This window comes from uncultured Sphingomonas sp. (genome assembly GCF_936927845.1).
Classification (GTDB): domain Bacteria; phylum Pseudomonadota; class Alphaproteobacteria; order Sphingomonadales; family Sphingomonadaceae; genus Sphingomonas.
Window position 1 is genome coordinate 111104 of record NZ_CAKZHV010000068.1, and the last position, 21085, is coordinate 132188.

The 21085-nt window shown below is 67.1% G+C and carries 19 protein-coding genes and 1 tRNA gene; 16 read left to right on the forward strand and 4 right to left on the reverse strand.

Annotated elements, in window-relative coordinates:
- Window positions 1–49 precede the first annotated feature (49 nt).
- The 13 genes from Q0579_RS16485 (at window position 50) to Q0579_RS16545 (ending at window position 12686) form a co-directional block, all read left to right on the forward strand.
- Window positions 50–125: transfer RNA gene (locus tag Q0579_RS16485), tRNA-Thr, on the forward strand.
- 100 nt (window positions 126–225) lie between these two features.
- Window positions 226–669, forward strand: a complete 444-nt coding sequence (locus tag Q0579_RS16490; RefSeq protein ID WP_298814346.1) for a DUF2147 domain-containing protein — start codon at window positions 226–228, stop codon at window positions 667–669.
- Entirely contained in the window at window positions 662–3298 is a 2637-nt protein-coding gene (gene mprF / locus Q0579_RS16495; RefSeq protein WP_298814349.1) for a bifunctional lysylphosphatidylglycerol flippase/synthetase MprF, read from the forward strand. The genes Q0579_RS16490 and mprF overlap by 8 nt, the downstream gene beginning before the upstream one ends.
- A gap of 70 nt (window positions 3299–3368) precedes the next feature.
- Window positions 3369–4064 carry an endonuclease/exonuclease/phosphatase family protein gene (locus Q0579_RS16500; RefSeq protein WP_298814352.1) on the forward strand — a complete coding sequence of 232 codons (696 nt, stop codon included), beginning with the start codon at window positions 3369–3371 and terminating at the stop codon, window positions 4062–4064.
- Window positions 4061–6379 (forward strand): patatin-like protein, encoded by a 2319-nt coding sequence (locus Q0579_RS16505; RefSeq protein WP_298814355.1) that lies wholly within the window; start codon window positions 4061–4063, stop codon window positions 6377–6379. The genes Q0579_RS16500 and Q0579_RS16505 overlap by 4 nt, the downstream gene beginning before the upstream one ends.
- Before the next feature lie 50 nt (window positions 6380–6429).
- Entirely contained in the window at window positions 6430–6759 is a 330-nt protein-coding gene (locus tag Q0579_RS16510) for a lipopolysaccharide assembly protein LapA domain-containing protein (RefSeq protein WP_298814358.1), read from the forward strand.
- Window positions 6759–7433 carry an orotidine-5'-phosphate decarboxylase gene (gene pyrF, locus Q0579_RS16515; protein WP_298814361.1) on the forward strand — a complete coding sequence of 225 codons (675 nt, stop codon included), beginning with the start codon at window positions 6759–6761 and terminating at the stop codon, window positions 7431–7433. Before Q0579_RS16510 ends, pyrF begins: the two co-directional genes overlap by 1 nt.
- Before the next feature lie 11 nt (window positions 7434–7444).
- Complete coding sequence (locus Q0579_RS16520) at window positions 7445–7675, forward strand: hypothetical protein (RefSeq protein WP_298814365.1); 231 nt, start codon at window positions 7445–7447, stop codon at window positions 7673–7675.
- Between the two features lie 51 nt (window positions 7676–7726).
- Window positions 7727–8365, forward strand: coding sequence for a phosphoribosylanthranilate isomerase (locus Q0579_RS16525; protein ID WP_298814367.1), 639 nt, complete (start codon window positions 7727–7729; stop codon window positions 8363–8365).
- A complete protein-coding gene (gene trpB, locus Q0579_RS16530) occupies window positions 8362–9612 on the forward strand; it encodes a tryptophan synthase subunit beta (protein WP_298814369.1) in 1251 nt (416 codons plus the stop codon). Before Q0579_RS16525 ends, trpB begins: the two co-directional genes overlap by 4 nt.
- Window positions 9612–10415, forward strand: a complete 804-nt coding sequence (gene trpA, locus Q0579_RS16535; protein ID WP_298814371.1) for a tryptophan synthase subunit alpha — start codon at window positions 9612–9614, stop codon at window positions 10413–10415. The genes trpB and trpA overlap by 1 nt, the downstream gene beginning before the upstream one ends.
- Window positions 10412–11278 carry an acetyl-CoA carboxylase, carboxyltransferase subunit beta gene (gene accD, locus Q0579_RS16540; RefSeq protein ID WP_298814373.1) on the forward strand — a complete coding sequence of 289 codons (867 nt, stop codon included), beginning with the start codon at window positions 10412–10414 and terminating at the stop codon, window positions 11276–11278. The genes trpA and accD overlap by 4 nt, the downstream gene beginning before the upstream one ends.
- Window positions 11279–11357: 79 nt before the next feature.
- Window positions 11358–12686: a folylpolyglutamate synthase/dihydrofolate synthase family protein gene (locus tag Q0579_RS16545; protein WP_298814375.1), complete on the forward strand. Its 1329-nt coding sequence runs from the start codon at window positions 11358–11360 to the stop codon at window positions 12684–12686.
- Between the two features lie 56 nt (window positions 12687–12742).
- Here Q0579_RS16545 and Q0579_RS16550 read toward each other — a convergent pair whose 3' ends face one another.
- Window positions 12743–14104: an MFS transporter gene (locus Q0579_RS16550; RefSeq protein ID WP_298814377.1), complete on the reverse strand. Its 1362-nt coding sequence runs from the start codon at window positions 14102–14104 to the stop codon at window positions 12743–12745.
- A 58-nt stretch (window positions 14105–14162) separates the two neighbouring features.
- On the opposite strand from Q0579_RS16550, the gene Q0579_RS16555 reads away from it, so the two are divergent.
- Window positions 14163–15302, forward strand: a complete 1140-nt coding sequence (locus tag Q0579_RS16555) for an aromatic ring-hydroxylating dioxygenase subunit alpha (protein WP_298814379.1) — start codon at window positions 14163–14165, stop codon at window positions 15300–15302.
- 4 nt (window positions 15303–15306) lie between these two features.
- Here Q0579_RS16555 and Q0579_RS16560 read toward each other — a convergent pair whose 3' ends face one another.
- A complete protein-coding gene (locus tag Q0579_RS16560; RefSeq protein ID WP_298814380.1) occupies window positions 15307–15741 on the reverse strand; it encodes a response regulator in 435 nt (144 codons plus the stop codon).
- 96 nt (window positions 15742–15837) lie between these two features.
- Between Q0579_RS16560 and Q0579_RS16565 the strand changes: the two genes are divergently transcribed.
- Complete coding sequence (locus Q0579_RS16565; protein WP_298814381.1) at window positions 15838–17172, forward strand: pseudouridine synthase; 1335 nt, start codon at window positions 15838–15840, stop codon at window positions 17170–17172.
- Window positions 17169–17714 carry a 16S rRNA (guanine(966)-N(2))-methyltransferase RsmD gene (gene rsmD / locus Q0579_RS16570; protein ID WP_298814383.1) on the forward strand — a complete coding sequence of 182 codons (546 nt, stop codon included), beginning with the start codon at window positions 17169–17171 and terminating at the stop codon, window positions 17712–17714. The genes Q0579_RS16565 and rsmD overlap by 4 nt, the downstream gene beginning before the upstream one ends.
- 3 nt (window positions 17715–17717) lie before the next feature.
- Here the strand turns inward: rsmD and Q0579_RS16575 are convergent, their stop codons facing one another.
- Together Q0579_RS16575 and Q0579_RS16580 are read right to left on the reverse strand one after the other, a co-directional pair.
- Window positions 17718–19004 carry an MFS transporter gene (locus tag Q0579_RS16575; protein WP_298814385.1) on the reverse strand — a complete coding sequence of 429 codons (1287 nt, stop codon included), beginning with the start codon at window positions 19002–19004 and terminating at the stop codon, window positions 17718–17720.
- Between the two features lie 247 nt (window positions 19005–19251).
- Window positions 19252–20889 carry an inorganic phosphate transporter gene (locus Q0579_RS16580; RefSeq protein WP_298814387.1) on the reverse strand — a complete coding sequence of 546 codons (1638 nt, stop codon included), beginning with the start codon at window positions 20887–20889 and terminating at the stop codon, window positions 19252–19254.
- Between the last annotated feature and the right edge of the window lie 196 nt (window positions 20890–21085).

The window sequence follows — 21085 nt, forward strand, 5'->3', positions numbered from 1 at the left end:
AAGGGGCTGGACGCGCGCACGCGGCTGACGCATGGCGACGCACAGGCGCGCCGGTTTAGCTCAGCTGGTAGAGCAGCGGTTTTGTAAACCGAAGGTCGCGGGTTCGATTCCTGCAACCGGCACCATTCCCCTCGCGCTTCAGCATTACCGATTGTTCAGCCAGCGTCGACGCTGCGGCAAGTCACGCCACGCTAATCCCCGGATCGAACGTGGGAGGGTGGCGTGATGGCAATGTTTCGGCGGATAGTGGCAGTGGCAGGCCTCTTGGCGAGCGCGGGACTGGGAACGTCAGCGCTTGCGACCGGACCAGCACCGACTGCCTCGATCTACGGTACGTGGATCAACCCGTACCACAGCGTTGCGGTGCGCACCGCACCATGCGCGAACCGTTTGTGCGGGCGCGTCGTGTGGGCGAGCCGCGAAGCGCAGCAGGATGCGCGCGACGGCAACGTCCCCAATCTGATCGGCACGTCGCTGCTTGAAAATTATCGGCCGACCGGTGCACGAAGCTGGGCGGGAACGGTGTTCGTGCCCGACATGGGTCGTCACTTCTACTCGCTGATCGAGCAGGTTGACGACGGCAACATGCGGGTGCGCGGCTGCATTCTCCATGGCCTGCTGTGCAAGTCGCAGGTCTGGCAGCGGATCGCGGACGTGCCGCGTGGATAGATGGCTCGCCTTGATCGCGCGCTACCGCGTTGCTTTGTCGGTGAGCGTCGTGCTGCTGCTGGTCGCGCTCGGCTTCGCGGCGATGGAGGAACTGACTGCGCGTCTGAGCTACGCGCAGGTACGCGCCGCGCTGCACGCAATGACGCTGCCGCAGATCGTCGCGGCGATCGCCTTTACCACACTAAGCTATCTCGCGCTGACCTTGTACGACGTGCTCGCGCTGCACGTGATCGGACGCCCGCTACCGTGGCGCACCGCGGCACTTGCCTCGTTCACCAGCTACACGCTCAGCCACAATCTCGGCCTCTCGCTCGTCACCGGTGGTTCGGCGCGTTACCGCGTCTATACCGCGGCAGGGCTCGACGGACCCGATATCGCGCGCGTCATCGGCGTGGCGAGCGCGACATTCTGGAGCGGCATCATAACGGTGGCGGGAGCCGCGCTGGTGGCGCGATCGGACGCGATCACGCTTGGCGGGCTGACGCTCTCGCCCGCTTCGGCGCACGTCACCGGCGGCGCGATCCTCGCTGCCGCCGCCATGCTCGTGCTGTTGTGCGCACGTGCGCGCGGGCCGCTTCGGATGTGGCGGTTTACCCTGCCATTGCCGAACGGTGAACAGGCGCTGGCGCAGATAGGGGTTGCGCTGCTCGACGTGACCGCCGCCGCCGCCGCGCTTTTCGTGTTGATGCCGGGAGCGTCGCTTCACCTGCTGCCGAGCTTCATTCTCGCCTATGCGCTCGGCATCGTCGCGGCGGTGATGACGCACGTGCCCGGCGGTATCGGCGTGTTCGAGGCAGTGGTGCTGGCGGTCCTGCCCGGCAATCGGATCGCCGCCTTCGCCGCGCTCGTCGCCTATCGCCTGATCTATTATCTTCTCCCGCTCGCGGTCTCGCTCGCGATGCTGGCTGGGCGGGAACTCTCGCGCAGGCGCACCCTCTCCGCGCGACTGCTGCGCGAGGGGCGCGCGGCGGCGACGGGGATCGCGCCGCTCGTGCTGGCGGCGGCGACGTTCAGCGGCGGGGCGATGCTGTTGTTGTCCGGATCGCTGCCGTCGTTGAAGGGCCGGATGGGCGCACTGTCGCACATCGCCCCGCTGCCGTTCATCGAAGCGAGCCATATCGCGGCGAGCTTGGTCGGCACCGGCCTGCTGCTGCTCGCTCCGGGTCTGTATCGCCGTCTCGACGGCGCATTCGTCGCGACGCGCGCGCTGCTGGTCGCGGGCGCACTGTTCTCGCTGGTGAAGGGCATCGATTACGAGGAAGCGAGCGTCTGCCTGCTGCTCGCTGGCTTGCTGCAATGGACCCGCGCGGCCTTCTACCGTCGCACCGCGCTCACGCAGATGCCGTTATCGGGCGCGTGGCTGGGCGCGGTTGCGGTGGTCGTGGCGGGCGCGACCTGGGCGGGGTTCTTCGCCTATCGCCAAATCCCCTATCAGGACGATCTCTGGTGGCGGTTCGCGCTACGCGGTGACGCCCCGCGCTTCTTGCGCGCGACCTTGAGTGTCGCAGTGCTGCTGTCGGGCGTCGCGGTCTGGCGCTGGCTCGGTCCCGCACCCAGCCTGCCCGAACGGGCGTGCGATCCCGAGCAGGTCGGCGCCATTCTGTCGCGTGGCAGCCGGACCGACGCGATGCTCGCGCTCACCGGCGACAAGAACTTCCTGGTCGCAGAAAACGGCCGCGCGATGCTGATGTATCGCCGCCGCGGCGCGAGCTGGATCGTGATGGGCGATCCGGTCGGCGAGCCGGGCGACTGGCCCGACCTGCTGTGGCGCATCCGCGACCTCGCCGATGCGGCGCAAGGACGTTTGCTGCTATACCAGATCACGCCGCCGGTGCTCGATCTCGCGATCGGCATGGGCTTGCACGTCATCAAATACGGCGAGGAAGCGGTCGTCGACCTGCCCGGGCTCACGTTCGACACGCCGCGGATGCGATCGGTGCGCAAGGCCGAGCGCGCTGCCGCCCGCCGCGGCCTGACCTTCCGGATCATTCCAGCGGCCGAGGTGCCGGCAATGATCGACGAACTCGCCGCAGTGTCGCGGGAATGGTCGGCCGCCAAGGGACAGACCGAGAAGGGGTTCAGCCTAGGCCGATTCGACGCCGACTATCTCGCTAATTTCGACGTCGCGCTCGCAACAATCGGTGACCGTGTCGTCGCATTCGCCAATCTGTGGCTGACCGACAATCGAGCGGAAGCCTCGGTCGACCTGATGCGCCATCGTGATGATGCGCCGCCCGGCACGATGGATTTCCTGTTCGTTCACGTGATGCAATGGGCGCGTGTTGAGGGGTTCAAGCGCTTCTCGCTCGGGATCGCACCGCTGTCTGGAATTACGGGACGGCGCCTGGCACCGGCGTGGGCGCGTGCGGCGGCATTGGTGTTCCAGCATGGTGAGCGCTTCTACGGTTTCCGGGGCTTGCGCACCTACAAGGAGAAGTTCGATCCCATCTGGGAGCCGCGCTACATCGCCGGACCGCGCGGGCTCGCGCTGGTGCAGTCGCTACGCGACCTGTCGCACCTGATCGGCCAGCCCACCCCTGTGTCATCGCCCACGACCCAGCGTCCGACACGCGAGGTGACGGCGTCGGCCGGGCTGCAGCCAATCAGAAGCAATCTGTTGCCGGCCTGAGCGGATCAAGGTCCGCGTCGCCACGATCACGCGTGCAACTCGCGACAATAATGCTCGTTACGACGACGACATGAAGATCAAGGTCGCGAGCTACAACATGCGCAAGGGGATCGGAACCGATCGCCGGCGCGACCCGCAACGTATTTTGGACGTATTGACCGAGATCGACGCCGACGTGGTCGCCTTGCAGGAGGCGGACCGCCGCTTCGGTACCCGCGCCGCGGTCGTTACCCAGCATCACCTCGCCGAACATGGCGGATGGAAGGCGGTGGGTTTCGGCGCGCGGGCGCTCAGCCTCGGCTGGCACGGCAACGCATTGCTCGTGCGGCGGTCGGCGGAGGTGGTCGCGTGCGAAATGCTGCAACTGCCGACGCTGGAACCGCGCGGGGCGGTGCTGGCAGATCTGACGATCAGAGGGGAAATAGTCCGTGTCGTCGGCATGCACCTCGATCTGTCTGGCTTGTGGCGGCGGCGGCAGGCGCACGCGATCATCGCGCACCTGTCCGCCCGCCCTTCGCAACCGACGATAATGATGGGCGACCTGAATGAGTGGAGCCGGCGATCGGGCTGTTTGCGTGATTTCGCCCGTTCGTTCGCGTTCGCCGAGACCGGTCCGAGCTTCCACGCGCGCCGACCAATCGCGCGACTCGATCGCATTATGGCGTCGCGCGATCTGCGGATCATAACGTGCGGTGTCCACACGAGTGCTGCCGCGCGCACGGCGTCGGACCATCTGCCGATCTGGGCGGAGATCGCGTCGGCATGAGCGATGCCGGTGTGCCCGCCGCGCCGCGCGAGAAGGAGCTGCGGCTGGCACTGGTCTGCTACGGCGGGATCAGCCTGGCGGTTTACATGCACGGAATCACCAAGGAGATCTGGCACCTGGCGCGCGCCAGCCGCGCGCACCTCGACCGCGACAGCGAGCTGACCGGTTCGGCCGCCGTCTACGCGGCACTGCTGGGCGAGATGGAGCAAAGCGCAGGCGTCACGCTGCGCATCCTGCCCGATATCGTCGCCCGCGCGAGCGCGGGTGGCATTAACGGTATCTTCCTGGCGCAGGCCATCGCTTCGGGCCAGTCACTCGATCCGCTCACCGATCTGTGGCTCGACGGGGCAGATGTCGAGCGATTGATCGACGCCGACGCGGCACCCGCATCGCGCTTCTCCAAGATGTGGGCGCTACCGCTCGCGTGGATGGCCGCCGGACGTAGCGCGGACCAGCTCGATCATCTCGACGAGCCGACACGCGAGGAGGTGCGCGCGAAATTGTCGCATTTCATCCGCTCGCGCTGGTTCGAGCCGCCTTTTTCGGGCTCGGGGTTCACGCACATGCTGCTGGATGCCTTCGCGGCGATGGCGGCGTCGCCACGTGGACCAAGGCTGCTGCCTTCTGGTCAACCGCTTGATCTGTTCGTAACCGTCACCGACTTTACCGGTCATCCCGAACGGCTGGAACTTCACTCACCGCGCGAGGTAACCGAAACCGAGCATCGCCTCGTCTTTCCCTTCAGCGACGGCGGCGCACCTCGCGACTCGCTGGCCGATCCGGCCGAACTGACCTTTGCCGCACGCGCGACCTCCAGCTTCCCCGGCGCTTTCCCGCCCGTCACCGTGGCAGAACTCGACAACGTCCTGGCAGCGCGCGGCGCAGACTGGCCGGGTCGACGCACGTTCCTGCGTCGTGTGTTGCCGCGCCAAGTCGCCGCCAACACGATCGACAAGACTGCGCTGATCGATGGCTCCGTGCTCGCCAATGCGCCGTTCCGCCCCGCGATCGACGCGTTGCACAACCGCCCGGCGCGGCGCGAGATCGATCGGCGCTTCGTTTACATCGATCCCTCTCCGGGCAATAAATTCCGGCTGTCGGGCAGCAACTCAGACGGCGTACCCGGCTTCTTCCAGACGATCCTGGGCGCGATCAGCGAGCTTCCGCGCCAGCAACCCATCCGCGACAACCTCGAAGCTCTGGCGGAGCGGTCGCGTCGTATCGAGCGGATGCGGGCGATCCTCGATGCGATCCGCCCCGACGTGGAGCGCGAGATCGAGCAACTGTTCGGACGCACCTTCTTCCTCGATCGGCCAACCGTACCGCGCCTCGTCGCGTGGCGACGGCGTGCGCAAACAGCGGCGGCCGAACGCGCCGGCTTCTCCTACGCGGGCTACGGGCATCTCAAGACCGCAAACGTGGTCGAGTTCGTCGCAACGCTGCTCCACGCGGTCGGCGGGGCACCTGGTGCGCAGCGCTGGAGCAACACGCGCGCGCGCATCGATCAGGCATTGGCGGCGCGCGGTGTCACCGCCAGCGCGGTGTTCACCGGCGAAGGCAGCGAGCCGACGATCGCCTTTCTGCGCACCTTCGACCTCGACTTTCGCGTCCGCCGTCTGCGGCTGCTCGCGCGCCGGATAGGCGAGGCGGAGAGCGAGGCGGGCGCGGAAACACTCGAGCCGCTGCGCCGTGCCGTTTACGATGCGCTCGGCGCCTATCTTGATGCGCGACGCCCGGAAGCGCATCGTGGCTTGCGCCATGCGATGCGTGCGCTGCGCGACGATGCGGCGCCGCTGCTCGACGCGCTCGGCACGTCGCTTAACTTAACCGATCTCGACGCGCAGACCGACGCGCGCATCGCTGCCGCACTGGCTGAACTGCCGCGTGAGTGGCGACACGCGATGCTGCTCAATTATCTAGGCTTTCCCTATGTCGATGTCGCCACGCTGCCGCTGCTGCAGGGCGAAGGCACCGACGAATACGACCCGATCCGCGTTGATCGCATCTCGCCCGACGACGCGCGCTCGATCCGCAGCGGCGGCGCCGAAGCGACGTTGAAGGGCATTCAGTACAACAGTTTCGGCGCGTTCTTCAGCCGCGCTTATCGCGAAAACGATTACCTCTGGGGTCGCCTGCACGGTGCCGAGCGGATGATCGACATCGCCGTCTCTACCCTGCCGGCCACCGGGCGACTGCGCGCCGGTCGCCTCGCCGCCATCAAGCGCGCCGCGTTCATCGCGATCCTCGACCAAGAGGAGCCGCGTCTAACCGCCGTGCCCACGCTGATCGCCTCGCTGCGCCGCGAACTCGGCTAAGGCCGGCTAAGACTGGTCAAACCTGCCCGCCCGCGATAGCGTCGCGCGCGATGCAGTTCCTGAAGATTCTGTTCTGGTGCCTGCTGGCGTTCATCGCCGCGGTGTTCACCTTCGGCAATTGGACGACGGTGTCGATCCAGCTGTTCGGCGGGTTGGTGATGGAGATCAACCTGCCGCTGCTGCTGCTGCTCACCTTCCTGCTCGGCTTCGTGCCGACGCTGATCTACCAGCACGTGGTCCGCTGGCGGCTTCGCCAGCGCCTGTCGGCGGCAGAACGCGCGCTCGCCAGCACACGCACGATCAGCGAAGCAGCGCCTCCCGTGTCTAGCCTGCCGCCAGCCGCGCCCGTTCCATCCTCGACCATGACCGAGTCCGTCTGATGTCCAACCGGGTCTTCGTTGCGCTCGATACGCCAGATCTCGCGCGCGCGCATACGCTGGTGCAGAACGTCCGTCATCACGTCGGAGGGGTAAAGCTGGGCCTAGAATTCTTCTGCGCCAACGGTCCCGCGGGCGTGCGCGCGATCGAAGAGATCGGGCTGCCCGTCTTCCTCGACCTGAAACTCCATGACATTCCCAACACGGTGGCCAAGGCCATTCAGTCGCTCGCGTCGCTCAAACCTGCAGTACTGACCGTTCACGCTAGCGGCGGGCGCGCGATGCTGGAGGATGCCAAGGCCGCGGCGCACCCGGACACCCGCGTCGTCGCGGTAACGATGCTCACCAGCCTCGACGACGACGATCTGGCCGCCACCGGCGTCGCCGGCAGTGCGCACGATCACGTGCTGCGTCTCTCCGATCTGGCGCGCGAGGCCCGGCTGGACGGCATCGTCTGTTCGGGCGCGGAGGTGAAGGCGGCGCACCGGGCCTGGCCGAAGGGATATTTCGTCGTTCCCGGCGTGCGTCCGGCGGATGCCGCCGCCGGCGACCAGAAGCGCGTCGCCACACCGCGACGGGCGCTCGACGACGGTGCATCGATTCTCGTCATCGGCCGGCCGATCACCCAAGCCGCCAATCCCGACCAGGCCGCCCGCGCGATCGCTGCGACGCTCTGAGGGGCACCACCATGGACGATGAAGCGAGAGCGCTTGTCGAAATGGTCCGCGCGGCGGCCGAGCGTCACAATTTGACCTGGGATGCGCTCATTCCCGATCGTTTCACCGTCAACGCCGCGGCGGAAGCAGCCGAGGACGCGGCTTACGCCGAAATGGCGCAGGCCAAACGCGCGTTGCGGGATCACATCTGCGCGACCTACGGCATCTCGATCGACGAGCTTTCCAGCCTCGCGATGCCGTGATTCGGCAGAGCCGATTGGCGCGACGCCGTCATGGCTGCTAGGGCGCGCGCCATGCCAGTCACCGCCAAGATTTGCGGCCTTTCGACCACCGCCACGCTCGATGCCGCGATCGCGGGCGGCGCGAGCCATGTCGGCTTTGTCTTCTTTCCGCCCTCGCCCCGACATGTGCCGTTCGACCACGCCGCCGCGCTCGCTGCGCGTGTGCCCGATCACGTCGCGCGGGTTGGGGTGTTCGTCGCCCCCGATGACGAGACGATTACCCGCGCCATGCAGACCGCGCGCTTGTCCGCGATCCAGCTTCACCGAACCGCGCCTGAACGCGTCGCACATCTGCGGCGAATGACGGGTGCGGAGGCTTGGGCTGCGGTAGCGGTCAAGACGCGCAGCGATCTCGACGTTGCGAACAGCTATACGGGGGCGGCTGATCGCCTGTTGTTCGACGCCAAGACACCTGCGGACGCCGCACTACCAGGCGGCATGGGAATACGGTTTGACTGGTCGCTGCTCGACGGCTTTCGCCCGCCACTTGCTTGGGCGTTGTCGGGGGGGATCGATGCAGTCAATGTGGCAGAGGCGGTCGCGCGTACCGGTGCGACGCTGGTCGATACCTCGTCAGGGGTCGAGACCGAACCGGGCGTCAAGAACGTGGACAAGATCGCCGCCTTCCTTCAATCGGTCCGCCAGCTATGACCCTCACCTCCGAACCCGTCCCCGCGCCCAACAGCTTCCGCCAGCAACCCGACAGCCGCGGCCATTTCGGCGATTACGGTGGCCGCTATGTCGCGGAGACGCTGATGCCGTTGATCCTCGAACTCGAACGTGCGTATCGCGCGGCGAAGCAGGACCCGGCGTTCCAGGCGCAGTTCGACGACCTGCTCGAACATTATGTCGGTCGCCCCAGCCCGCTCTACCACGCCGAGCGGCTGACGGAGGCACTGCGCGCCAGCGCGCCAGGCGGCATGGGGCCTGAAATCTGGTTCAAGCGCGACGAACTGAATCACACCGGCGCGCACAAGATCAACAATTGCGTCGGCCAGATCCTGCTCGCGCTCCGCATGGGCAAGACCCGGATCATCGCCGAGACGGGCGCGGGGCAACACGGCGTCGCGACCGCCACCGTCTGCGCGCGCTTCGGCCTTCCCTGCGTCATCTACATGGGCGCGAAGGACGTCGAGCGGCAGGCACCCAACGTTTTCCGCATGAAGCTGCTCGGCGCCGAGGTTCGCGCGGTCGAGAGCGGGGCGCGCACGCTCAAGGACGCGATGAACGAGGCGCTGCGCGACTGGGTCGCGAACGTGCATGACACGTTCTACATCATCGGCACCGCGGCGGGCCCGCATCCCTATCCTGAACTCGTCCGTGACTTTCAAAGCGTGATCGGGCGCGAGGCGCGCGCGCAGATGCTGTCGCGCACCGGCCGCCTGCCCGACCTGCTCGTCGCGGCGATCGGCGGCGGCTCGAATGCGATCGGCCTGTTCCACCCGTTCCTCGACGACGCCGACGTGCAGATGCTCGGGGTCGAAGCGGCGGGCGAAGGATTGGAAGCCAAGCACGCTGCCAGTCTCGCCGGCGGCTTTCCGGGCGTGCTTCACGGCAACAAGACCTACCTGTTGCAGGACGACGACGGGCAGATCGCGGAGGCGCATTCGATTTCCGCCGGGCTCGATTATCCCGGCATCGGTCCTGAACATGCCTGGCTGAAGGACATCGGCCGGGTCACCTACACCAGCATCACCGACCGTGAGGCGCTCGACGCATTCCAGCTGTTGTGCCGTGTCGAGGGGATCATTCCCGCGCTCGAACCTGCTCATGCGATCGCCGCAGTCGCCGCCAAGTCAAAGGAAATGCAGCAGGATCAAATGATCCTCGCCAATCTGTGCGGCCGTGGCGACAAGGATATCTTCACCGTCGCCGAGGCGTTGGGAGTGGCGATCTGATGACGCGGCTGTCCAACGCCTTTCGCGCCGATCGGCCGGCGCTCGTCACCTTCGTCACTGCCGGTGACCCCGATGTAGCCGCCACGCCCGCGATCCTCGGCGCCCTGGTCGCGGGCGGTGCCGACGTGATCGAGCTCGGCATGCCGTTCACTGACCCGATGGCCGATGGCCCGGCGATCCAGGCGGCGAACATCCGCAGCCTGGATGGCGGCACGACAACGGCGGACATTCTCGGCATCGCGGCGGGATTTCGCGCGCGTCACCCGGACGTGCCGCTGGTGCTGATGGGCTATGCCAATCCGATGCTACGGCGCGGGGCCGAATGGTTCGCCACTGCCGCGCGCGAGGCGGGTGTCGACGGCGTGATCTGCGTCGACGTGCCGCCCGAGGAAGATGATGCCCTCGGCCCCGCGTTGCGCGAAGCAGGCCTGGACCTGATCCGTCTCGCCACGCCCACCACCGATGTCGCGCGGCTGCCCGAGGTCGTGAACGGTGCCTCGGGCTTCCTCTACTACGTGTCGGTCGCCGGTATCACCGGCCTGCAACAGGCGCAGCAGGCATCGATCGAACAGGCGGTCGCGCGATTGAAGCAGGCGACCGACGTGCCGATCGCCGTCGGGTTTGGCGTCCGTACCCCCGATCAGGCGCGCGAGATCGGTGCGGTCGCCGATGGCGTCGTCGTCGGCTCGGCGATCGTCGAGATCGTGGCGCGGTACGGCTCGCAAGCGCCCACGCATGTCACCACTTATGTTCGCGGTCTGTCGGAGGCGCTCGCCTCGGCCCGCAAGGAAGCAGTACGATGAGCTGGTTGAGCAACGTTCGCAATGCCTTGTCCTCGATCGTTCCGGCGGGCAAGCAGCAGACACCCGAGAACCTGTGGCACAAGTGCAAGGGCTGCGGGACGATGGTGTTCACCAAGGAGCTGGAGGAGAACCTCCATGTCTGTCCGACGTGCGACCATCACGATCGCATCGGGCCGGCCGAGCGCTTCGCCTACCTCTTCGACGAGGGCACCGCGCAGCCGCTCGCCCCGCCCAAGGCACCCGAGGATCCGCTCAAGTTCCGCGATTCGAAGCGTTACGTCGATCGTCTGAAGTCGGCACGTGCCGACACCGGTGAGCAGGACGCGTTCGTCAACGCGCGTGGGTTGATCCACGGACGCAAGGTCGTGATCGGGGTGCAGGACTTCGCCTTCATGGGCGGTTCGATGGGCCAGGCCGTGGGTGAAGCCTTCATCCAGGGCGTCGAGGCGGCGATCGCCGATCACGCCCCCTATGTCGTGTTCACCGCTTCGGGTGGCGCGCGGATGCAGGAGGGTATCCTGAGCCTCATGCAGATGCCGCGCAGCACCGTCGCGATCCAGATGCTTCACGACGCCGGCCTCCCCTATATCGTCGTGCTGACCGATCCGACCTCGGGCGGTGTCATGGCCGCCTATGCGATGCTCGGCGACATCCACATCGCCGAACCCAAGGCGACGCTCGCCTTTACCGGGCGTCGCGTGATCGAGAACACGATCCGCGAAAAGCTGCCCGACGATTTCCAGACCAGCGAATATTATCTCGAACACGGGATGATCGACATGGTGGTCCATCGCAAAGAGCTACGCGAACGCCTCGCCAATGTGATCGGCTACCTTTGTGCGGAGCGTAGCGCCGCAGCGTGACGCGCGTGGGGCACCGCGGTGGCTCGGTCCCGCGCGGTGCCTGCTCCTTTTCCCGACGCCGTAATCCGGACATCGCGTCATGCCCGACCACGCCCGCTCCGCCGATCCCACCGTGCAGGCGCAACTCGATCGCTTGTGGGCGCTCTCACCCGGCGCGGACGTGCTGGGGCTCGAGCGTATCACTCGTTTGCTCGCGCGGCTCGGCGATCCGCACCACCATCTGCCGCCCGTGTTCCATGTTGCCGGAACCAACGGCAAAGGGTCGACCTGCGCGTTTCTGCGTGGCGCGCTGGAAGCGGCCGGTTACCGCGTCCACGCCTATACCAGTCCGCACCTCGTCCGCTTCAACGAGCGTATCCGGCTATCGGGCACGCTGATCGACGATCCGGCGCTCGCTGCGCTGCTCGCCGAAGTGCTCGACGTGAGTGGCGACATCGGCGCTAGCTTCTTTGAGGTGACGACCGCTGCCGCCTTTCTCGGCTTCGTTCGCACGCCAGCCGACGCGTGCGTGATCGAGGTCGGCTTGGGCGGTCGGCTCGACGCGACCAACGTGCTTCCCACCGCCGCGGCGTGCGGCATCGCCGCGCTCGGACTGGATCACGAGGCGTTCCTCGGCAACACCTTGCCGCTGATCGCACGCGAGAAGGCAGGCATCGCCAAGCGCGACGTCCCGCTCGTCACCATGTCCTACCCGGCGGAGATCGCGTCGGTGATCGCGGCGGAAGCCGCCGAGCGCGGGGCCATTCTGCAGGTTCAAGGCGAGGCGTGGGACGCAATCCGCCAACACGAAACGCTTCGCTACTGCGACGTACAAGGCTCGATGACGTTGCCTCTGCCGAGGCTTCACGGCTCACATCAAGCCGACAACCTCGCACTCGCAGCGGCGATGCTGCGTCATCAACGAACGCTGGATGTTCTAGACGACGCGCTTGCGATTGCCGCGCAGCGAACCTTCTGGCCCGCACGTCTGCAACGTCTTTCTTCCGGGCCGCTGGTCGATCTCGGGCCGAGAAATGCTCCCGTGTGGCTTGATGGTGGCCATAACGCATCCGCAGGCGAAGCGCTTGCCCGCGCCCTGCCGCAGCTCGGCGTCACCGACGATCTGACGTTGATCCTGGGCATGCTCGCCAACAAGGACGCGGTTGGCTTCCTGCGACCGCTCGCGCCCTTGCTGAAGCGGGTGGTCGGCGTTTCCGTGCCCGATCACGCTGCTCACTCCCCCGCGGCGCTTGTGGCGGTCGCAAGGGAGTTGGGCGTCACCGAGACCGATGAGGCAGACGGTGTGACACATGCGATGGAGATCGTCTCGCGCACTACGGGCGCGGTAACGAAGTCGCCGGTGCTGATCGCAGGCTCGTTGTATCTAGCGGGCGCAGTGCTCGCCCTGAATGACGAGCTACCGCGCTAAATAGATTCCGATTGTGCTCGGGTGCGCGTGGCAAGCCTTGCTTCAGCGCACGCGCGTCACACGGGAGCACCGTCGCGCGCGTCGCCCGGCCCCGCGATGCCGGCGCTGCCGACCGAGCGATCGATCAAGCCCGATCGGCTCATCCACCAGAACAGCACCACACCCGGCAGTGCGAGAACAGTCGTCAGCAGGTAGAAATCGACGTAGCCGAACCGCTCCACCAGCGCGCCCGCAGTGGTACCCGTCAGGATGCGTCCGACGATGCTCGCCGCCGCCGAGATCAGCGCATATTGGCTCGCGGTGAAGCGCAGGTCGGTCAGTGCGGAGAAATAGGCGATCACCGTGACGCCGCCGATCCCGCTGGCGAAATTTTCGAAGCCGATCGCCCCGGCCATTCCCGCGTTCGAGTGGCCTGCCGCCGCGAGCGCCGCGAAACTGATGTTGGAGACCGCCATCAAGATCAGGCTGACCAGCACCGAGCGCTTCAACCCCATCCGTGCGTACATGATCCCGCCGACGAAGACGCCCGCCAGCAGCGCCCAGAAGCCGACGCCGACATCGTAGAGCGCGATCTCGCTCTTGCTGAACCCGAGATCGTTGAACAGCAGCCGCAATGTCAGGTTGGCGAGCGTGTCGCCGATCTTGTGGAACAGGATGAACAACAGGATGATCACCGCACCCGGGCGGCGGAAGAACTCCGCGAACGGCCCGACGACGGCGCGGGCCAGGTCACCGAGCGGACGCCGTCCCGCCGTGTCGCGCACGGCTTCACGATGACGCTGCGGTTCACCCATCACCAAGGCGGTGATCACCGCGGGCAGCGCAAAGGCGCAGCTGACGAAATAAGCTGCCTCCCAATTGACCCGATCCGCGACCAGCAACGCGAGCGAGCCGAGCGCGGCCGATCCGATGCGCCAGCCATATTGCCCCATCCCCGACCCGACACCCAGTTGTCGCGGTTCGAGCAGCTCGATGCGGTACGCATCGATGACGATGTCGAAACTGGCGCCGGCGATGCCGAGCAGGATCGCCGCCGACGCCGTTTGCGCCAGCGACACGCGCGGATCGGCGAGCCCGAGATTGATCGCCGCCGCCATGGTGCACGCCGCCAGCAGGATCAGCCACGACACACGCTGCCCCAATCGACCCAGGATCGGCAGGCGCACGCCTTCGATCACCCAGGCCCACAGGAATTTGAGATTGTACGCGAGGATGACCAGGGCGAAGGCGGTCACACTCTTCTTGTCGATCCCCGCCTCCGCGAGCCGGCTCGCCAGCGTGCTGGTGATCATCGTCAGCGCGAACGCCGATGACACGCCCAGCGCCAGTGACGCGAGCGGCGCGCGTTCCGTATAGGGTCTGACCCCGTCCCACCACGTCCGCCGTTCGATATCGATCTTGCCCGGCGTTGCCGCCATCACTTGCTCCCACGCGACTTTTGCCGAACACTAGCGGCAAAAGACGGAGAGGTAAGCCATGGACGCACCCGCCGGGGCGCTACGCCCCACGCCGGGCCAGCTCGCGCTGGCACAGATGCTCGCCGATGGTGGACGCCGCCGCGAGGCCGCGATCACCCACGTCGATGCCGCCGCCTACACCGATCCTGCGCGCCACCTGGCCGAACAGGCGCGCATCTTCGCGCGCGTGCCGCTGGTGATCGCGCCATCCGCGCTGGTGGCGGAACCGGGCACCGCGGTTCCGCACGACGGGTTCGGCAAGCCCCTGCTCGTCACGCGCGACAAGCAGGGGCAGGCGCACGTCTTCCTCAACGTGTGTCAGCATCGCGGCACGCGGCTGGTGGAGGGGAGCGAACCAGTCTGCGCGTCGCGGCTGGTCTGTCCGTATCACGCCTGGAGCTACGCGCTCGACGGTCGGCTCATCGGCCTGCCCCGCCCCGATACCTTCCCCGGCATCGACAAGGACGCGCTCGCGCTCAAACGCCTGCCGACGCGCGACGCGGGTGGGTTGATCTGGTTCTCGTTCGACGAGGCCGCGGATTTCGCCGAGCCGGACGCGCTCGGCGCCGACTTCGATGCGTTCGGGCTCAGCCACATGCACCTGTTCCGTCGCCGGACGCATGATGTTGCCGCCAATTGGAAGCTCATTATGGACGCATTCCTCGAAAGCTACCACGTCGCCCGGCTCCATGCGGCGACGATCGGGCCATTTTTCAAGGACGGTGTGGTATCCGCGGACACGATCGGGCCGCACCAGCGATCGGCGGTCGGACGCGAGGTCGACGAAGCCGCGGTGCGCGCCGCCGACTGGCCGACGCTGCGCTCGGCGATCACCTACACCTATCAGATGTTCCCGGGCACGGTGCTGATCGTCAGTCCGGACTACGTCAACCTGATGGTGTTGATGCCGCAGTCGCACGACCGGGTGCTCGTCGAGGATTTCATGCTGATCCCCGAACCGCCCGTGACCGACAAGGCGCGCCACCATTGGGAGAAAAGCTGGAACCTGCTCGACGGCGGCGTTTTTGCGAGCGAGGACTTCCGCGCCGCGGCGCTGGGCCAGCAGGGTCTCGCATCGGGTGCGGTGAAACAGGTCACGCTGGGCACGCTTGAGGCCGGCATCCGCCAGTTCCACGATCAGGTCGAGCGCTTCCTGTGATGTGTCAGGTGGCGGTCACGAACAGTTCGAAGCCGTGCGGCAAGCGCTTGGTCTGCCGCCCGGCCTTGACCGCGTCGACCGCCTCGATCGCGTTCAACAGGTCGCGCTCCAGATAGGGTTTGGCGAGGAACGCGATCGCGAGCGAGCGCGCCTCGGGTGGGCAGGTTCCGGTCACGAACATGACCGGCACGTCACGCGCGGCTGCCGCACGCGCGACCTCGACGCCGCTGCCATCGGCGAGCCGCACGTCGGCGAGGATCAGATCGACGTTGACGGTGTCGCGCGACAGCAGCGCGCGCGCGTCCGCCACGCGATCAACGGTCGCCAGCACCTCATAACCGTTCTCGCGCAGCATCCGCTCGGTATCGAACGCGATCAGCGGCTCGTCTTCCACGACAAGCAGGCGGGAGATCAAACGCTGCTTTCGTCCGAACAACATGGGTTGGCTTCCATCGTTACGGACGCACAACGCAAAAGGATGAATTCGGTCGCAAATATTTGACAGTGCTCGACCAAGCAGCGTTAAGCCGCGCACATGGCCGACCAACCCGCGCAACACCGTATCGCCAAATTGCTCGCGCGCGCGGGTGTCGCGTCGCGGCGCGATGTCGAGCGGATGATCGCCGACGGTCGCGTCGCCGTGAACGGCAGCATAATCGACACGCCCGCGACCTTGCTCGCGACGCTCGACGGCGTGACGGTCGATGGTGCCCCGGTCGCTGCCGCCGAGCCGACGCGATTGTTCCTGTTCCACAAGCCCGCGGGTTACCTGACCGCGGCGCGTGATCCCGCCGGACGCCCGACGATCTACGATCGCCTACCCGCCGACCTGCCGCGATTGGTGCCGGTCGGGCGGCTCGACCTGAACACCGAAGGGCTGCTGCTGCTCACCACCGATGGCGAGTTCAAGCGGCAGCTCGAGCTGCCCTCGACCGGCGTCGAGCGCGCCTATCGCGCGCGCGCCTACGGCGACGTGACGCAAGCGCAGTTGGAGGAGTTGATCGACGGCGTCGAGATCGAGCGGGTGCGCTACGGCAGCATCGACGCCAATCTGGAACGCCGCACCGGCGCCAACGTCTGGGTCGAGATGATCCTGACCGAGGGCAAGAACCGCGAAGTGCGGCGTGTGCTGGAATATCTGGGTCTTCAGGTCAGCCGCCTGATCCGGACGCGCTACGGACCCTTCGTCATGGGCGACCTGCCGGTCGGCGCGATCGGCGAGGTGCGCGTGGCTGATCTGGTCGCCTTTCGTCAGTCGCTCAAGGTCGGAAGCCGCGGCAAGACCGATGCAGCAACCACCATCTCCGCACCCGCGCTGCGCCGCACCACCAACTCGCGCACTGTGAGGCCCGCCGGCAACGCCGCCGGATTTTCAAGTGCAGACAGCGGCTACGATCCCGCCGCGGCGACGCGCCGCACGAGCGTTTCCGAGCCCGATCGCCGGCTCCGTCGCGGCGACCCTGCATCAGGAAAACGCGACAAGTTCGGCCCCGGACCTGAGAACATTGCTGCTCGCATCCGTCCAGATCGCGCGGGGGGAAGCAGCATCGGCAATGGCGAGCGCGCCACCCGCTCGGGTCCACGAAGCGCTGGTGCTGTGAGCACCGATGCACCTAGAAGCCCCCGCCCCGCGCGCGGCGCGATGCACGAACAAACACCACAGCGCACCCGCTCGCCTGTTACCGGGATGACCCGCGACGCTGCTTTACCGCAACGTGGCGGGGTGCGACTGCAGGGCTCGCGCGCGCCGGACACATCTCGCCCAAGCGACGAGGATACCGCGCAGCGGCCGGTCAAGCTGCAGCGCAAGCCCGGCTGGGCCAAACCGAAGCCGAAAACGGGCCCGCGCACCGGAAAGCCGCGCAAGTGAGGATCATCGCAGGCGAATGGCGCGGGCGCGCGCTCGTCGCGCCGAAGGGCGATACGACCCGCCCAACCGCCGACCGGACGCGCGAGGCGCTTTTCTCGATGTTGGCGAGCCGGGTCGGCAGCTTTGACGGGTTGAGCGTGGCCGATCTGTTCGCCGGCTCGGGCGCGTTGGGACTTGAAGCCTTGTCACGCGGCGCGGCGTCGTGCCTGTTCGTCGAACAGGATCGCGCGGCGCTGGATGCGCTGCGTGCCAATGTCGCGACCTTGGCCGCTGGATCACGCGCCCATATTCGCGCGGGTTCGGTGCTGGCGTTAGGACCCGCACCAGCGCCGCTCGATGTCGTGATGATGGACCCGCCCTATGCCTCGGGCGCTGGGGCGGTGGCGGCGGACAAGCTGGCGCGGCTCGGGTGGATCGGGCCGGCAACCTGGCTGACGATCGAGACCGGACGTGGAGAAGCCGTCGCGCTCGCCGGCTTCGCGGTTGATGCCGAGCGGCAGTACGGCCGCGCGCGTCTGACGATCCTGCGCCGGGAGGCCTGAGCTTCAGACCGTCGGCAGCGGCGTGGTCGCACGGGCGCTGGCTTCGCGCATCAGGAGCAGTGCGGCGAGACTGAGCAAGGAGAGCGCCGCCAGATAACCGCCGACCAGCAGCAACCCGCCACGCGCAACCAGCGCCTGCGCCGCAACAGGCGTGAGGCCACCGCCGATGATGCCGGCCATGTTGAACGACAGGCTCACCCCGGTGTAGCGCACGCGCGCGGGGAACAGGCCAGGCAACCACGCGCCGAGCGGGCCGTACACGAACCCCATCACGAAGAGGGCGAACGCCAGGCTCGCGAACATCGCCGGGATCGAGCCCGAGCCGAGCCCCGGCACCAGTGCGAAGCCCGCGACGACTGCACCGACGCATCCCCAGGCGAGCACATGCCCCGGCGTCGTGCGATCCGCCCACATACCCGACAGCGCGATGCCCGCGGCCATGAACAGGATCGCCGCGAGCTGGAGGCTGAGGAACAGTTGCGTGTTCACGCCCAGCATCTTGGTCGCGTAGCCGAGCGCGAAGGCCGTCGCGATGTAATAGACCGCGAAACAGGCGATGGCGCCAAACGTCCCGCCGAGCGTGCGTCGCCAGTGCTGCCGCAGCAGTTCTCCCATCGGCACCGAGGGCGGCGGTCCTTCCTCGATCATCGCGGCAAACGCGGGTGTTTCGCTGATCTTCAACCGCACCCACAGTCCCAGACCAACGAGGATCACCGACAGCAGAAACGGCACGCGCCAGCCCCACGCAAGGAACTGCGCAGGCGTCATCACCAGCCCGAGCACCAGGAACAGCCCGTTGGCGGCGATGAAGCCGACCGGCGCGCCGAGTTGCGGCACGGTACCGTAACGGCCGCGCTTGCCCGGCGGCGCATTCTCGACCGCCAGTAGCGCTGCCCCGCCCCACTCGCCCCCAAGACCAAAGCCCTGGCCGAAGCGAAGGACGCACAAGAGGATCGGCGCGAGCATGCCGGCAGTCGCGTAGGTGGGCAGGAAAGCGATGGCGAGCGTCGAGCCACCCATGAGCATCAGGCTCGCGACCAAGGTCGACTTGCGTCCGATCCGGTCGCCGTAATGGCCGAACGCCCAGGCGCCCACCGGCCGCGCGAAAAAGGCGACAGCGAGGCTGGCGTAGGAGGCGAGCAACTGCACCGAGGCGTCGCCCGCCGGGAAGAACAACGGCCCGAACACGAGCGAGACGGCGGTCGCGTAGATGTAGAAATCGTAGAATTCGACCGACGTGCCGACCAGGCTGGCGAGCAGGATACGTCGGTGGGAAGCGGGTTGCGTCATGCCGCGTCATCGGCCGCCGCCGCGGCTGGCGTCAACGTGCAAGATGTCGCCGCGGTCACCAAATCGCGCTCGCCTGCAACATCTGCGCAACACAGCGGCGTTAGGTCTGCTGATGCGGCGCTTTTCTCCCCTGTTGGGCGCCGCGTGGATCGGGCAATCCCCCTCGTCCGATCCCTTCCCTGAACTACGGGGCGGCTCCATCCGGGCCGCCCCGGTTTTTACCGCAGCGCGGCTACGCTCGGCTCGATCAGAACGCGCCGCTCTCCACCAATTGCAGCAGCAACCAATAGAGCACGCCGGACAGCAGCATCGCGACGGGCAGCGTCATGATCCATGCCGCGGCGAGCTGGATCAACGTGCGACGCTGCAACCCCATCCCGCTCGCGACCGAGGCGCCGGCGACGCCCGACGACAGGATATGCGTGGTGGATACCGGCAGGCCGAAGCGATCCGCCGCCAGGATGGTGCCTGCCGCGACCAGCTCGGCCGAGGCGCCCATTCCGTAGGTCATGTGCTGCTTGCCGATCTTCTCGCCAACGGTGACGACGATCCGCTTCCACCCGATCATCGTTCCGAGCCCGAGCGCGAGCGCGACCGCTACCTTGACCCATAGCGGGATGTAGCGCGTCCCTGCTTCCAGGCGTGATTGATAGTCCTTGAGCCGCGCGGTCTCCGCGTTTGAGAAGCCGTGCTTGTCGGCGTCCTTGCCGATCATGCGCGTCGCATCGAGCACTAGGTACATGTCGTTGCGAAGGTTGGGCGTCGCCTCTGCGGGCACGCGGTCGAGCGATCCGTAGCTCGCGACGCGGCCCGCCACGTCGCGCGAGACCGCGATCGCGGCTCCGTAAGCGGCCGGCGTATCGACGCGGCGATGCGACAGCGCGTCGACCAGCACCGGCCGCGCGCGGGCGAGCGGCACCGGCGCGGCGCCGTGGCTTGCCAGCACGCGTGCGGCTGCATCGGCGCTGGCGTAGAAGGCGGGCGTTTCGCTGGCCGGCAAGGTGCGGTTGAGCGCGTAAGCGGTGGGCGCGCAGCCGATCAGGATCAGCATGATCAGCCCCATGCCCTTCTGCCCGTCGTTGGAGCCGTGGCTGAACGACACTGCCGTGCAGGTGAACACCAGCAGCGCGCGGATGCCACGCGGTGGCGGCGCGTCGCCTTCGGGCGACTGCATCAGCGTCGGATTACGAGCCACCGCGCGGAGCACCAGCAGCATCAACGCCGCCGCGACGAAGCCGATGACGGGCGCCATCAGCAACCCGGACAGCACCTTGGTCGCCTGGCTCCAGTCGACCCCGGAGGTGCCGCCGGGTCCGCGGTGGAGCAACTGGTTGGCGAGGCCGACGCCCAGCACCGATCCGATCAGTGTGTGGCTCGACGAATTCGGCAGGCCGACATACCAGGTCGCGAGGTTCCACATCACCGCGGCGAGCAGCAGCGCGAAGATCATCGCGAACCCCGCGCCCGAGCCGACGTTCAAGATCAGATCGACCGGCAAGAGCGTCACGATCGAATAAGCGACCGCGCCCGACGACAGCATGACACCAAGGAAATTGAAGAAGCCCGACCACATCACCGCCAGATTGGCGGGCATGGAGTTGGTGTAGATGACCGTCGCGACCGCGTTGGCGGTATCGTGGAAGCCGTTCACGAATTCGAAGCCGAGCGCGATCAGCAACGCGAGGCCGAGGAACAGGAACACGCCGGTCGCGAGCTGCTCGCCGACCTGCTGGGTGTCTAGGAACACGCTGACCCCGGCGTAAGCGAAGCCGGCGACCACCAGGCCTGCGAAAACCACGCGGGCGATCGGATGGGCGGGTCGGTCCAGGTCCACCGCACGCGATGGCTGCGTGGACTCGGGCGAGGCGAGGACGGTGCTTGCCATAGGTTACTGCTCCTGTTCCTTCGCCGTGACGTTTTGATGACAGGGCTGGCAGCCGCACCGATGCGTGACACCGTCGGGTCGCCCGGGCAGGTAGTGGAAACAGCAGCGCCGCTGCGATTGCCGGCAGCGTGTCGGGAACGCAGCGTTCCGCGTTCGTTCTCGTGGATTGCGCGGCGCGGCAACCCTGCCTACGTGG